Source organism: Vibrio brasiliensis LMG 20546 (assembly GCF_000189255.1).
GTDB classification, from domain to species: Bacteria; Pseudomonadota; Gammaproteobacteria; order Enterobacterales; family Vibrionaceae; genus Vibrio; species Vibrio brasiliensis.
This window is the reverse complement of record NZ_AEVS01000008.1, coordinates 116,459-130,244: the sequence shown is the minus strand read 5'-3', so window position 1 is coordinate 130,244 and position 13,786 is coordinate 116,459. Positions and strand designations below refer to the sequence as shown.

The 13,786-nt window shown below is 45.9% G+C and carries 13 protein-coding genes; 6 read left to right on the top strand and 7 right to left on the bottom strand.

The window, feature by feature from the left end:
• Window positions 1–102 precede the first annotated feature (102 nt).
• From RH46_RS01595 to RH46_RS01565, 7 genes are all read right to left on the bottom strand, one after another.
• A complete protein-coding gene (locus RH46_RS01595; RefSeq protein WP_006877648.1) occupies window positions 103–1,131 on the bottom strand; it encodes a succinylglutamate desuccinylase in 1,029 nt (342 codons plus the stop codon).
• Window positions 1,132–1,333: 202 nt separating this feature from the next.
• The gene (locus tag RH46_RS01590; RefSeq protein WP_006877647.1) at window positions 1,334–3,124 is read right to left on the bottom strand and encodes a M3 family oligoendopeptidase; all 1,791 of its coding nucleotides are present in this window, start codon (window positions 3,122–3,124) and stop codon (window positions 1,334–1,336) included.
• A 13-nt stretch (window positions 3,125–3,137) separates the two neighbouring features.
• Entirely contained in the window at window positions 3,138–3,761 is a 624-nt protein-coding gene (locus tag RH46_RS01585; RefSeq protein ID WP_006877646.1) for a histidine phosphatase family protein, read from the bottom strand.
• 1 nt (window position 3,762) lies between these two features.
• A complete protein-coding gene (gene cobU / locus RH46_RS01580; protein ID WP_006877645.1) occupies window positions 3,763–4,305 on the bottom strand; it encodes a bifunctional adenosylcobinamide kinase/adenosylcobinamide-phosphate guanylyltransferase in 543 nt (180 codons plus the stop codon).
• Window positions 4,302–5,078 (bottom strand): adenosylcobinamide-GDP ribazoletransferase, encoded by a 777-nt coding sequence (locus tag RH46_RS01575; RefSeq protein ID WP_006877644.1) that lies wholly within the window; start codon window positions 5,076–5,078, stop codon window positions 4,302–4,304. Before RH46_RS01575 ends, cobU begins: the two co-directional genes overlap by 4 nt.
• The gene (gene cobT, locus RH46_RS01570) at window positions 5,078–6,109 is read right to left on the bottom strand and encodes a nicotinate-nucleotide--dimethylbenzimidazole phosphoribosyltransferase (protein ID WP_006877643.1); all 1,032 of its coding nucleotides are present in this window, start codon (window positions 6,107–6,109) and stop codon (window positions 5,078–5,080) included. Before cobT ends, RH46_RS01575 begins: the two co-directional genes overlap by 1 nt.
• Before the next feature lie 5 nt (window positions 6,110–6,114).
• Window positions 6,115–6,726, bottom strand: a complete 612-nt coding sequence (locus tag RH46_RS01565) for a flavin reductase family protein (RefSeq protein WP_006877642.1) — start codon at window positions 6,724–6,726, stop codon at window positions 6,115–6,117.
• A gap of 546 nt (window positions 6,727–7,272) precedes the next feature.
• Between RH46_RS01565 and RH46_RS01560 the strand changes: the two genes are divergently transcribed.
• The 6 genes from RH46_RS01560 to RH46_RS01535 all read left to right on the top strand — a co-directional run bounded on the left by RH46_RS01560 (window position 7,273) and on the right by RH46_RS01535 (window position 13,786).
• Window positions 7,273–7,959: an NAD(P)H-binding protein gene (locus RH46_RS01560; protein WP_006877641.1), complete on the top strand. Its 687-nt coding sequence runs from the start codon at window positions 7,273–7,275 to the stop codon at window positions 7,957–7,959.
• Window positions 7,960–8,090: 131 nt separating this feature from the next.
• Window positions 8,091–9,515 carry an exodeoxyribonuclease I gene (sbcB, locus tag RH46_RS01555; protein ID WP_006877640.1) on the top strand — a complete coding sequence of 475 codons (1,425 nt, stop codon included), beginning with the start codon at window positions 8,091–8,093 and terminating at the stop codon, window positions 9,513–9,515.
• A gap of 148 nt (window positions 9,516–9,663) precedes the next feature.
• Window positions 9,664–10,029: a CidA/LrgA family protein gene (locus RH46_RS01550; protein ID WP_040894826.1), complete on the top strand. Its 366-nt coding sequence runs from the start codon at window positions 9,664–9,666 to the stop codon at window positions 10,027–10,029.
• Window positions 10,029–10,706 (top strand): CidB/LrgB family autolysis modulator, encoded by a 678-nt coding sequence (locus RH46_RS01545; RefSeq protein WP_006877637.1) that lies wholly within the window; start codon window positions 10,029–10,031, stop codon window positions 10,704–10,706. The genes RH46_RS01550 and RH46_RS01545 overlap by 1 nt, the downstream gene beginning before the upstream one ends.
• Window positions 10,707–11,040: 334 nt before the next feature.
• Entirely contained in the window at window positions 11,041–12,357 is a 1,317-nt protein-coding gene (locus tag RH46_RS01540) for a ferredoxin reductase family protein (RefSeq protein WP_006877636.1), read from the top strand.
• 922 nt (window positions 12,358–13,279) lie between these two features.
• Window positions 13,280–13,786, top strand: coding sequence for a hypothetical protein (locus RH46_RS01535; protein WP_006877635.1), 507 nt, complete (start codon window positions 13,280–13,282; stop codon window positions 13,784–13,786).

The window sequence follows — 13,786 nt, the reverse complement described above, 5'->3', positions numbered from 1 at the left end:
TCGTTAGTTATCTGGCAGAACCACAAAAAATAATGGCTTAACGATACCGTTAAGCCATTCAAATAGAAAGCATAGTGACCCAGTTAGTCACATTTTGCAGCATTAATCGTAGACTAGCTGTCCTTCTTCGTAACGAGTCTTGACCGGACAAACCATTAGTGCGGCGCGTTGACCAACAGCGACATGGCGGTTAGGGAAAACAATCGCCTCACCCTCATTCTTTGCCATCAATGGTTTATCGCCATCGTGACCAAACACTTCGCCATGCTTAAAGGCGGTGAAGTTTTCTACGCCGTCATCAAACAAGAAGTCGAAATCATCATGTAGACGAACAATAGTACGGCTCACACGGTACATCATTGGCTTACGCGGCAGGTGCTCAGCTTCGCTGTCGGATACAAGATCACGTAGTGCTAGGTCAAAGGCCACAAGCTTATCCAGTTCGTTCTCACCGATTTTAGCCACGCGGCCAAGCTCAACTGTCAGAGCCTGTGCACCAAAGTTCTCAGCACTAAACCAGCTAAAGGTACTCGACGGTGCATTAGAGAACATAACAGCCTCAAGATGAGCACTTGAGACAAACTCCATCAATGCCTGACTGCGGACTGGATGGCGAACCTTAGGGCTAACCACAAATGAGTAATGCTTTGACAGGCGGATAGCACAATGCAAATCCAGGTGCCAGCGTTTGTCTTGCTCAGTACCCTGATAAAAGTCGCTGACAATTTTTTTCAGATTCTGCGCAATATCGAGCTCTTTAGAAGGCTCGTGCTCTTTTTCATCAAACAGACGGTTGAGATTCATTTCAATGAATCGTGTGTGCGCGTTCGTCGCCTCTGGGTGAGCGTTGATGAAAAGCAGTCTGTTGGTTACCGCTTGGAAACCAGACTGAATATCAGTAATGATTTTATCCGTGATTTCCATTGGTGCGGTTTCGTCACCGTGGATACCACAAGAAATAATGATGTGTTTACTATCTTCCGATAGATTCGCTGGAATGACCTCCAACACACCACGTTGATGTAATTTAAAGACAGTTCCACCAGCAACCGTTACTTCGTTGGCTGGCATTTCTTGTTCTAAGTCTAGGCTGTCTAAAAGAAATGATTGGCGAAAGAGGTTTTTCGTCATGCGCTACTCCTTTATTGCACAGCGGGTATGTTAATGAATTGTTCAGACAAATTATGTAGGTGCGATCCCACTTATCGACACAAATCGTGTGCCTCATCGTAAATTATCTGATTGCCACCAACAGATGTGGCAATAAGGCTCTCACTGTACAAATTGGCCGAGTGCGACTCGGCCAACCGATAATATCATGAATTTGAAACGATTAATTTTGATCTAACAAGGATTCAAACTCATCAATCTTAGTTTTCACTCGATCAATACTCTGTTGCCAGAAATCCGCTTGAGTTAAATCCATGCCGAGATGCTTTTCAACGACCTCTTCAGCCATCATGGAGCCAGTATCACGCAGCAGACTCACGTAGTCGCTGTAGAACTGATCACCTTTACGTTCACGCTGAGCATAAACGCCACCACTAAACAGATAACCAAACAAGTATGGGTAGTTGTAGAAGCTTACTTCTGAAATTGAGAAATGAAGCTTGCTCGCCCAGAAGTACGGATCCGGTTCAGACATTGATTCACCATACCAATCCTGCCAAGTGCTGCTCATTAGCTCGCATAGTTCAGATGCACTGAGTTCACCTTCACTACGTGCTGTATAAAAGGCTTTCTCAAACTCAAATCGTACCGGGATATTAACCATCAGCGCATAGCAGGCGGTCAATTCTTCCCATAACATCTCAAGCTTCTCTTCACGGCTGGTTACCTGCTCCAACAGATAATCACGAACCACGTTCTCAGCGAAAATCGATGCGGTTTCAGCCAATGTCATTGGATAGCGCGTCTGACACAGTGGCATATCACGCATCACCCAGTTGTGGAACGCATGGCCTAGCTCATGAGCTAACGTCAGCAGATCTGAACGGCTACCGCCCCAGGTCATAAATACCAGCGGAGAGCGTGTTGCAGCAAACTTGGTACAGTAGGCGCCCAGACGACGGTTTTCGGTAGGTTGCGCATCAATCCAGCCATTCTCAACCATGGTGTTAACGAAATCCGCCATCTCCTCATCGACCTGCGCAAACGCCGCATGAATGATTTCAATCGCTTCATCAAATCCGTATACCGTCGGCTCAGCATCCGTCAGGCTCGGCATACCCGCCATGTGGTTCCATGGACGCATCTGTTGCAAACCATGAACACGAGCCATCAACTGTCCCGCTTTTTGACCAAGGCCACGATTCGATTTCGCTGCGCTCATCATCGCCTCAAGGGAGGCACTCTCTATACGGCTTTCGTGCAAGCTAGGATCCAGAAAGTGCACATCGGTCAGCTTAGAGCGTTTCTGATACTCAGTTATACGCCAGCCTGCTAATGCGTTGAGGATTGCAGCGAAGGATTCTTGATTGTCTTTCATCGCAGCCTGAATGCCACGCCATGCTGGCTCCTGACTTGCAAAGTCTGTCCCGTAAAGCAGGCTTGCTGCATGAGAAAAGCCAACCTTAGTGCCCTGCCCATCTTCAAGCGTCACCTGTAGCGAACCGGTAATGTTGTCGTACAGACGCCCCCAGGCATCGCGACCATCAACCTGCATTGCAGTCAGCAGTTGCTCTTCTGCAACTGACAACTTAGTCGCAGCGAGTTTACGAGCACATTCAATCTGGAATGCCTGTCCCGAGACATCACTGCTTGGGTGGTCGAGTACATCGGCGATAAAGCTATCAGGTGCGATAGTAAGAGTGTTCTCGTAAGGTGCAAACGCCTGAGAGAGCTCTGAATTGAGTTTAGCCACGCGACCAATCAGGCTTTTCGCCTCGCTGCTGGTCGCATCGATCGAAGCGTGACACTGAGCAAAAGTATTGATCGTCGCAAGTAGCTTTCCTGCGGCTTCACTAGTTTGAATGGCGTTTTGTGTCACAGATGGAGACTCGCGATTATCCACATGCATACCTAATGCGTGAATACACTGCTTAATCAGCTCGATGTCCTGGTCAATTTTTTGATCATTCAAGTCCTGATAAGCGATGGACAAATTCCAACTTGGTGCGGTCATGATACTTCCTTAGCTATCCGTTTAACGGTTTCCCTATCATACAAACCCGAAGGTAGTCTTTTTCGGCCTTGATGATCTGTATGTGGGTTAATGATTGGTGGGCGATGTTCAGGCTTGCGTAGAGTGCAGGGTTGTGCCAGTCCAAATTCAGTACCTTGGCGAGAATCATCCTTATCGTGCCACCATGACAGACGATTAATGTGTCTTTTTCGACAGTTTGCATAAATTGATCCCAAGCTGTCGATATTCGTTGGTAAAAAATGTCTAGCGGCTCAGCATTAGGCAGAGTGTTATTTGCCGGATCCTGCCAGAATGCCTTAAATAGCGGCCATGATTGTTTAGCCTGTTCAAAAGGCACACCATCAAGATCACCGAATGAAGTCTCTTGCCATTCGGGAGCAATCCGATAATCGAGTCCATGGTGTTGAGCGTTAATCAGCTCAGCCAGATCTCGGCAGCGTATCAAGGGTGATGTCAGTAGAGATTCGAAACCCAGCTGTTCACCCATCAGGCTATGACATATCCCCTGCTGACGCTCAGTTAAAACGCCGATATCAGTATGACCATACAGTGCCGGCTCACCAAGAGTTTTACCATGTCTGAGCAGATAAATGTTAATGCAATTAGCCTGTGCCATGTCAGCTTTCCTCAGACTTCTTGAGGACTAAAGGCAAACCTGCTGCAATCAAAGTGACTCTGTCTGCCACCTGCGCCAGAGCCTGATTCATCCAGCCAGCATGATCGACGAACAGTCGTGATACTTCGCCAAGCGGAACCACTCCAAGGCCCACTTCATTTGAGACAAAAACCACATCGGCTTGACACTCACTGACGGCTTGTTGTAACTGTGTTACGCGCTGCTGGATCTGCTCTTCATTGAGAGTTTTACCCTGATTATAAATCACGTTGTTGAGCCACAGTGTCAGGCAATCAACCAACACTACCTCTCCCTGCTTAAACTGCGATAGCTGTTCGGCAAGCTCTGTTGGGCATTCGTGTTCAATCCAGCTATCACCTCGTTGTTGCTGGTGATGAGCGATACGTTTTTCCATCTCATCATCAAAGGCCGTCGCTGTGGCGACGTAGTGTTTCGCTTTACCTCGTGCTAGTTGGCTTACTTGAGCCTCCGCATAACGAGATTTACCGGAACGTGCTCCGCCCAAAACTAGATGAATACTCATAGACTGTTTACCTGTAACGCAACCAAAGTCAGATAGATCAGTATTTCGCACAACTGTTGAGCAGCGCCAAGACAGTCGCCAGTAAAACCACCGATCCTTGCCAGTAACCAGCGCTTAAACAGCACTCGGAATAGTGCCATAACACCAATAAGTATCAGGGTTTGGCTGACGCCAAGCAGTAAACACGGCACCACACCAGTAACGAGCAGGATCATCAGCTCAAGGCTTGATTGGCGCTCGGCTAAAGGTTTGCTCTTACTGGAGTCCGCATCAGTCACATAAGGCATATCATATATTAGCGATGCAGCGACAGCGCGGCTTAGGCCATAGCCAACAAGGACTATCAATAATATCTGCTGTGAGTGAATGAGTTCAGAAAGCAGCACGAACTTAGCTAAAAGCACCATAACCAGCGCACTGGCACCATAAGTACCGATGCGGCTATCTTTCATGATTTCCAGTCGACGATCGACCGTCATGCCCCCACCGATGCCGTCGGCCATATCGGTCAGACCATCTTCATGAAAGGCGCCAGTTAGCAACAGACTAAACACCATCATCAGTACAATCGCGACATTGGCGGGCAATAGCGACTGGGCAACAAATAACACTAAAGCACAAAGGCAGCCTAACAGTAGACCAACCAAGGCGAAATAGCGCCCGGCCTGATTCATCCGTTCACTACTGAATGGAATGGACGCTGGCACAGGGATCCGTGAGAAGAAGCCCAACGCCAGCATAAACAGTTGATACTGATATTTGAGCGCAGACATTAGTCGACCACAACTCCTGCCTGCTCGAAGCTCGCCATGTTGTTGTAAAACTCTGCGGCGGCTCGAACCAGAGGCATCGATAAAGCAGCGCCTGTCCCTTCACCCAGACGCAAAGAAAGATCCAGTAATGGCTGAGCGTCCAGTTGAGACAACAAATACTGATGACCAGCTTCATGAGATTGGTGGGCAAAAATCATTATCTCTCGACAATCTGGATTAATCTGACTAGCGGCATAGGCTGCAGCTGAAACAATAAAGCCGTCAACCAACACAGGCGTTTTGCTCTCAGCAGCAGCTAAGAACCCGCCAACCATCTGAACAATCTCGAATCCGCCGACTTGTGCCAGCACATCGATGACTTCCAGCCCTGAACAACGCTGTACGCCTTGTTCAACCAGCTCGACTTTCTTTTGCCATTGTTGATCTGAAATACCAGTGCCGCGACCGACACACTGAGTGACAGGAAGACCACTTAGTGCCGCTAAGATAGCGGCCGCACTGCTGGTGTTACCGATACCCATTTCGCCGAACATCACCAGATTGGAGCCAGACATTACTATCTTGCCCACCAACTGTTTACCCAGCTCAATACCCTGTCGCGCAGATTCAGTGGTCATTGACGCCTGTCGTGCCAGGTTGTTAGTACGATCACCAAGTCGCTGAACAATAAAGTCTTCTGAATCGTGTTCAACTGGAATCAAAATCCCACAGTCAACCACCTTTAGTGCCACCTGATTGACACGGCAGAAACAGTTTATCGCCGCTCCACCAGCAAGGAAGTTCAGCACCATCTGCTGAGTGACCGCACTTGGCGCAATACTGACCCCTTCGTCAGCGATGCCATGGTCGCCAGCAAACACAATGGCTGTTGGCTGATTAATTTCAACTTTAGTGACAGCGTCACCTGAGGCGTTACTTTGAATCAGGGCTAACTGGTGAGCCAGTTGCTCCAGCTGACCAAGCGCACCTGGCGGTTTGGTCTTTTGGTTAATTCGATGCCAAATAGATTCGGAATAGCTCTGGTCTAACATATCGGTTATTTTGGCCTCGCAACAGAAAAGACGTTATCAAGTGTCGCATACTGACTGCCGCCAAGACGTGAAAGCGGATTGACTTTAAGAGCTTCAACCACCAGACGGTCACTACGCTCGCCAATCACCTGCGGATCGACGTACACCTTTTCGATTTCAGCGAAAATCAGGCTCTGTGGCGTCTCGCCAATTTCTTTCACTTCATGCAACTTGCAGGCAAACGCGATTGGGCAACCTTTAACCCGCGGCAGCTCAAAGCCATCAAAGTCCACCAGTTCGAGACCTGTAGCTTCAATTTCAGACTCACCATGTGGCAGTGTCGCTGCGGTCTGGGTCACTTGTTCAGCCAAAGGTTCATGAGCGATATGAACCACCAGTCGCCCTGTTTCTAACACGTTACGAGTCGTATCTTTGACCTCGCCAGTTGGTTTCTTGCCCACAGAAAACATCAGTAAAGGTGGGTTACTCGATACCGGAGTGAAGTAAGAAAATGGCGCGAGATTGTAGTTACCTTTATCTGAGTCAGTTAATACCCAGGCGATCGGCCTTGGGATAACCGTTTGAGTCATCAGATGATAAATCTGGGTCGGTGCCAGGGTGCTAAGCTCGATATTCATCGCTTTTCCTTTAATGCCAGTTCCTTTGCGCTGAGTGTAACGTGAAATCAGGCAGTTAACACCCCTCAGCCAATGGGAATCTCACTGTTGGATGTCAAAAAGATTCTATGATTGAGTTTAAAACTGCAATTTTTCGCCTAAAAGTCCTATCTTTTACTCTAGGGAGTGCATTTATAACGGCACAAAGTGTGCATATTAATTAGCCGTATCACTGTTTTCTCCCGCTTGATAGTGCAAGGAGGTTGTATGTTTGCCAATCAACAGTCTAAAAAACAGAAACAGAACAAACCACAACGTAATCAGAAGAAAGTACCCTTGTCATTAACTTGACTCTCCCCAACAGACCTCGCCAGATGGCGGGGTCTCCAAATACACATAACGCCAACTCTCTCTCACTTCTAATCGATAGCACCCGATTCCCTGTCTGGTTATTTTTCATTCTCTAAATTCGATCACAGATTTTATTGCGGACTTAGTGGATGCTCTGGCTTATATGCCCCTGTAAAATACAGGGTGAATCTCATCAACGGATAAGGTGCGTAGGCATTGGAACGAGCTAACCCTCTTACCATAATAACTGCGGGCTCGACCGGACTAATCGGTAACGAGCTAATCAAGCAGATGTTAGAACAAACCCCAATCGAACATATCTACGCGCTGAGCCGTCGCGAATTGCCATTTTTCCATTCTAAGCTTGAAGTGATTCAGCACCCTGAGCTGCGCATTCAGGACTGGGATGATAACAAGCCACAACCTGAATATGGCTTCATCTGCCTTGGTACCACATTGCAGCAGGCAGGATCTAAACAAGCACTGGAAAAGGTCGACTATGAGTTGGTATGTGACGTCGCTCAGGAGATGAAGTTACTCGGAGTCAAGCAACTCGCAGTGGTATCCAGCTATGGCGCATCTGCGCGCTCGTTCTCACACTACCTGCGCTGTAAAGGTCGTATGGAACTTGCCATCGAACGTATGGGCTTTGACCGTGTCGTGTTTGTCCGTCCTGGCCCTCTTAAAGGGTTGAGGGAAAACCCGCGCAAAGATGAAGTGGTTGTACAGACCATGCTGACCATCCTCCAGCCTTTGATGTTAGGTCCACTATCCAAGCTAATCCCAATTGAAGCGGCAGATGTTGCCCAAGCGATGCAATATCAGCTTTTCGCTCATTCGTCGAAAAAACTCGAGATCCTCGACAGTAGCAATATGCGCCGTCTGATCCAGCAATATCAGTAATCGAATGCTCTACCCATCAAATATCGAGCAATTTTCTACCACTCGACCTGTTATCCGCTTAAGCCGTTTGCCTTGACCTTGTTGCAATGGTCTAATACCGCTGTGAATTTTAAACACTTGGTAATCAGACAATGCAACAAGAGCATCAACCGACGTTTTTCTTCTTCGACTACGAAACGTGGGGAACCAGCCCAGCTAAAGACCGTCCGTGTCAGTTTGCAGGCGTTCGCACCGATATGGATTTCAATATCATCGGAGAGCCTCTTGTTATCTATTGTCAGCCACCAGCAGATTACCTTCCTGCGCCAGAAGCGGCCCTAATTACTGGTATCACTCCGCAAACTGCTGAATCAAAAGGTCTCAGTGAGCCGGAGTTTATCGCTAAGATCCATGAGCAATTGGCGATGCCAAATACCATCAGCCTTGGCTACAACAGTATCCGCTTTGATGACGAAGTAACGCGCTACACCTGTTACCGAAACTTTATCGACCCATATGCGTGGAGCTGGCAAAACGGCAACTCTCGCTGGGATTTACTCGACGTGATGCGTGCTTGTTACGCCCTACGCCCAGAAGGCATCGAGTGGCCTGAAAACGAAGAAGGGTTTATTAGCTTTAAGCTAGAAAGTCTCTCTGTAGCCAATGGCATCGAGCACGAAAACGCTCACGATGCGATGGCCGACGTTATTGCCACTATCGAGATGGCGAAAAAAGTGAAAGCGGCTCAGCCAAAACTGTTCGACTACTTCTTGAGTATGCGCCACAAGCGTAAGCTTAATGAACTGGTCGATATCGTTAACATGACGCCGTTGATGCACGTCTCTGGCATGTTGGGCAAAGAGTGTAACTACACCAGCTGGATTGTGCCAGTTGCCTGGCACCCAACCAATCAAAATGCCGTTATTTGTGTTGATTTAGCGAAAGATCCGCAAGCTCTACTTGATTTGGATACCGAGCAGCTTAACCAGCGCCTATACACTAAGCATTCAGACTTAGGTCCTGATGAACTGCCTGTGCCGGTAAAACTTGTTCAGCTAAATAAGTGCCCTATCCTTGCACCGGCTAAGACGCTTACTGCAGAAAATGCAGAGAAGATTGGCATCGACCGAGAGAAGTGTCTCGAGAATCTGGCTTTGCTTCGCAAACATCCGGAAATCCGTGAGAAGCTGATTGGTGTTTATGCTATCGAGCGTGAGTATGAAAAAAGCCAAGACGTAGACAGCATGCTCTATGATGGTTTCTTCTCTCCTGCCGACAAGGCAGCGATGGATATCATTCGCGAGACTGACCCAAACAATCTTGCCGCACTTGATATCAGCTTCAACGATGATCGTATTGCACCACTTCTGTTCCGCTACCGAGCGAGAAACTTCCCTTGGACTCTGGATGAGTCTGAGCAACAGCGTTGGGCATTGCACTGTCGTGATTACTTCGAAAGTCGTATTGAAGACTACATGCTCAATCTGGAAAACTTGGCTCACGAACATGAAAGTGACCAAAAGAAAATGGCAATTTTAAAATCCATCTACCAATACGTGCAAAAGCGAGTATCCTAGTAGTCAAAAATAACAATAGTTACAAAGTCCTGCACCCTACAGACCAGCTCAATCACCATCATAATTAATCATAATCTGGGATTGAGCCAATGAATCAATAGAGCCTTCTAAGCGAGTTGAAGGCTCAACAGTTGGACAATACATGATTATGGCGAAAACCTTGCTTCACTATGTGGTGTCTATGGGGCTGATCTTTTTATGCCTGATTGCTGGCATCAATATTCAGCACTTAGTCGACCTTTCTATCCCCGGCAGCATTATCGGCATGCTGATCTTATTTAGCCTGTTGGCCAGTGGTCTGGTTCCATCCCATTGGGTACGTCCGGGTGCTACGCTCTTTATCCGCTATATGGTGTTACTGTTTGTTCCTATCAGTGTTGGTCTGATGGAGCATTTCGATATGCTGATTGCCAATGCGTTGCCTATCCTGGCAAGTGCGGTGGGTGGCACCTTTATCGTCCTGGTGTTGCTAGGCCTGATGCTCGACAGAATGCTTAAAGGAGGACAAAAATAATGTGGTTACTCGCTACGATTGTTGTCTTCTTTGCCGCTCGCTGGTTGTGCCAGAAATTCAACAGCCCGTTTATGAACCCGCTGTTGGTAAGTCTTGCGGTACTTATCCCGCTACTCACTTATCTTAAAGTCCCGTTTGAGACATACTACGCCGATAACCAATGGATTAACTATCTACTGCAACCGGCGGTAGTCGCACTGGCCTATCCGTTATACGAACAATTACCTCAAATCCGAGCCAACTGGCGCATCATCATGCTTGCCTGTGGTGTAGGCAGTGTTATGTCGATGTTTACTGCCAGTATGATTGCGGTTTACTTAAAAGCCGACATCTCGCTGATTGCCAGCCTGTTGGGTAAATCGGTCACTACACCGATTGCGATGGAAGTATCCAGCCACTTAGGCGGCGAACCTGCTATTGCAGCAATCCTGGTACTTATTGTTGGTTTGTTTGGGGCGATTATGGCTTACCCGATCTACAACCTGCTTAACATCACTCACCCAATTGCCAAGGGACTGACCATGGGAACAGTCTCCCATGCCCTTGGCACGGCAACCTGCGCAGAGAAAGATCCTCAAGACGCAGCATTTAGCTCTCTTGCTCTGGTAGTGTGCGGTGTTATTACCTCAATACTGGCGCCATCCTTCTTTACCCTAGCGGTTTGGTTGTCTGCTTAATCACTCTCATTCGGGCCACATATGTGGCCCGTTTATTATGGTGTGTGTCCCTTTAAGAAACCTTTGCTTTAGGTGTCTACTTTAGGTGTCTGTCCCTATAAGAAATTCTAGCTTCTGGGGACAGGCGCGCTATCCGAGTATTTGCTCGTTATGGTGTGTGTCCCAATTACATCTCTCGATATCTGCTCCCTTATCGCGTCTGTCCCTCTAACAAATCCCTAAAAATCGTAAAGCAATGTAAAGCTGAGTAAGCCAGTGCAAATACGCTTTATCACGGCGTTTCTATATATATCATGCTGATCAATTACTCCTCTGTTATAGAAGAATACCGATTATGTTTAGAATCACAGCCATACTCACATTACTCTGGTTACCAAGTTTATTGGTTAACTGGCAAAGCCTGGACAGCTTTTTCGCTTGGCGCCACCAATTAACGATGTACTCAGGTCTGCTTGGTCTCGGTTACATGGGGATTGCTGTTTTGCTTGCCGCGCGTTTTAGTTGGGTTGAAGAGATAGTAAAAGGTCTGGATAAAGGCTATAAGCTTCACAAAAACTTAGGGATGGGCGCTACTGTTGCTCTATTCAGTCACTGGTTGATCATCAAGAGTGGACCTTGGCTAGTTGGTGCAGGAGTTATTGGCAGACCCAACCGAGGTCCTATGCCGGCAATAGAAGGCATTAACTGGCATGCTGTTGCTGAGCAGGTCGGTGACGTTTCTTTCAAGGTTTTCCTTATCTTCAGTATCATCAGCCTGTATCAGGCCATCAGCTACAAGAAGTTCAAGTTTACTCACAAGATTGGTGGGTTATTGATGCTTGCCGGTGTTTTTCATACCGCATTTTTACTTGATTGGAATGCAGGCACTATTCCAATGAACGCCGCTATTATTGTGATTTCCATTATTGGTATCTGGTGCTCGTGGCTTTCCCTGTCAGGTAACATTGGTAAAGGAAATAAGTCCCAAGGACAAGTCATTAATGTTGAAGCTTACTCTGCAAAATCTAACCAAAGTTCAGTGGTACGATTTTCTATCAAGCTGGAATCACTTTTTCGTTACAAAGAGGGGCAATTTGCGTACCTCGATTTTCATGATGGTGAAGCCCCTCACCCATTTTCAATTCTAGACTTCGACGCTGAAAACCAAACAATCTCCTTTGGCGTAAAAGACTTAGGAGATTACACCCATAAATTGGTCAACAACCTTAGCGTTGGACAAGAAGTGACAGTTGAAGGTGGTTACGGTGCTTTTCAGATCCCTGAATCTGAGAGACAGGTTTGGATCGGTGCAGGTATTGGGATTGTACCTTTCATCTCCCGCCTTTACTGGCTAAAAAGAAAAGCGACAAAACAGCAGTTCGAGTTAGAAGAGGTGCATCTTTTCTACTGTGTTAGTTGCAAAAAAGAAGCCTTTTTCGGCAATGAAATACTTTCACTTGTTCAGCGACTGGATTTTATAAAGTTACACCTGGTGAATGCCGAAGATGGAGAGCTTCTCGATAGCCAACTGATTTTGGATAAGGTCAACAGTAAGGACTTTGACACTAGCTTTTGTGGCCCCGTCCAGTTTGGTAACAAGCTAAAACGCGAGCTGTTAGCTATGGGGGTTGCTCAAGAACGCTTCCACACAGAGATCTTCAATATGCGTTAAGTCTATTAAATTGAAGGGACAGACGCTTTAATAAGTTGAAAGGACAGGCACTTTAATTGCTCTATTTAATGGTGTCTGTCCCTTTAAAATTTGCGTTGGCTTTAGTAACAAATAACAACGTATCGGTGACTTCACTAAATTAGTAAAAAGTTATTTATTTAGAGCACTCAGGTAATAACCAGTGTCATATTTTCATTTGCCCACTTATATAACTTGCATTCGCAAAAAGTTATTTCTCATTATTAATACAATATAATTCATCTGGTTATTTGATTTTCGAATGTAGAGCACAGCGTTCTTTAAAGTTTCCTATAGGAAATATTTGTGATCTATATATTGCTTTTTACTTAAATATTAAATTGCTGATAAAAGCAAAATTAGAGCAATTACTTTAAAGTTATTTTTAACATTATGATTTAGGGCATTTTAATCGGTAAATATATCTTCATATGTACCATAAACTTTAAACCAACCTGTACAAAGAACGTACAGCGTTGCTGATATATAAATTAATATCATCTAAAACATAAACTTATCATCAGTGCATCATTTCTACCGCGGTTTGAGTCAAACCAATGCTAATCATCAATTTTGTAATCAGATTAATGATAAAGTGCGCTTTTATCTGTTTGTACAAATAACAACCACATAATTTGTAAGAATTACCCTACCCTTATCCCAGCATAAAACATTGAATAAGTATCACACTTTGATCAATATAAATTCACAAAATCTAATATAAAAATTCCCTTTTCCGAAACTTATTCGCCATGTTAATAAATAAAACACGGGGATTGATTTGGGGTATTGCTCAACTCCAAGAAGTACTTATTCCCGCAGTGAGATAACAAACAAATATCAGGAGTTAATAACTGATTATTGATTTGTTTTTTAGTTAGAAACTCTTTACTAGGATTCTGGTATGGATAACAAAAACACTAAAGTACTAACAGCAGCAACCCTGCTGTCTTGTGTGATTTCTGCACATGCATTTGCTGACATTCAGATACTCGGTAGCGAAAGTGAGATATCTCAATCAATCACTGATCACTACCAGCAATCAAGTCAGTATTACAACGGTAGCTTGGCTAAAAACGATGCACTCTACATTAATGTAGCAACGGCATCTGATGATGACATTAACAAGGCAAAATCACATATTTATCAGGGAGATATTGTCATCATCGACCTGCGTCAAATCCCCGGGGAAGACGCTAAAATCGAACTGAGTCAATCGCTAACCGGTCTTGGCAGCGATAGTCCTCTTGTTGTCACTGGGGTTTATCAGGGAGACAAGATCATCAACTCTATTGTGGCAGACGTTCAAGACGAAAATGGTCAATCAATTAATAACCCTACGGCTGAACTAGAAAGTCTTAACCACTCGCTGGTTCATGCGTTAGATCGTCTTGGTTTTGGAGGTGAGTAA

Excerpts from the sequence above, each read along its gene's own strand:
- RH46_RS01595 (WP_006877648.1), bottom strand. The coding sequence starts at position 1,131 with ATGACGAAAAACCTCTTTCGCCAATCATTTCTTTTAGACAGCCTAGAC.
- RH46_RS01590 (WP_006877647.1), bottom strand. The coding sequence starts at position 3,124 with ATGACCGCACCAAGTTGGAATTTGTCCATCGCTTATCAGGACTTGAAT.
- RH46_RS01585 (WP_006877646.1), bottom strand. The coding sequence starts at position 3,761 with ATGGCACAGGCTAATTGCATTAACATTTATCTGCTCAGACATGGTAAA.
- cobU (WP_006877645.1), bottom strand. The coding sequence starts at position 4,305 with ATGAGTATTCATCTAGTTTTGGGCGGAGCACGTTCCGGTAAATCTCGT.
- RH46_RS01575 (WP_006877644.1), bottom strand. The coding sequence starts at position 5,078 with ATGTCTGCGCTCAAATATCAGTATCAACTGTTTATGCTGGCGTTGGGC.
- cobT (WP_006877643.1), bottom strand. The coding sequence starts at position 6,109 with ATGTTAGACCAGAGCTATTCCGAATCTATTTGGCATCGAATTAACCAA.
- RH46_RS01565 (WP_006877642.1), bottom strand. The coding sequence starts at position 6,726 with ATGAATATCGAGCTTAGCACCCTGGCACCGACCCAGATTTATCATCTG.
- sbcB (WP_006877640.1), top strand. The coding sequence starts at position 8,091 with ATGCAACAAGAGCATCAACCGACGTTTTTCTTCTTCGACTACGAAACG.
- RH46_RS01550 (WP_040894826.1), top strand. The coding sequence starts at position 9,664 with ATGGCGAAAACCTTGCTTCACTATGTGGTGTCTATGGGGCTGATCTTT.
- RH46_RS01545 (WP_006877637.1), top strand. The coding sequence starts at position 10,029 with ATGTGGTTACTCGCTACGATTGTTGTCTTCTTTGCCGCTCGCTGGTTG.
- RH46_RS01540 (WP_006877636.1), top strand. The coding sequence starts at position 11,041 with ATGTTTAGAATCACAGCCATACTCACATTACTCTGGTTACCAAGTTTA.
- RH46_RS01535 (WP_006877635.1), top strand. The coding sequence starts at position 13,280 with ATGGATAACAAAAACACTAAAGTACTAACAGCAGCAACCCTGCTGTCT.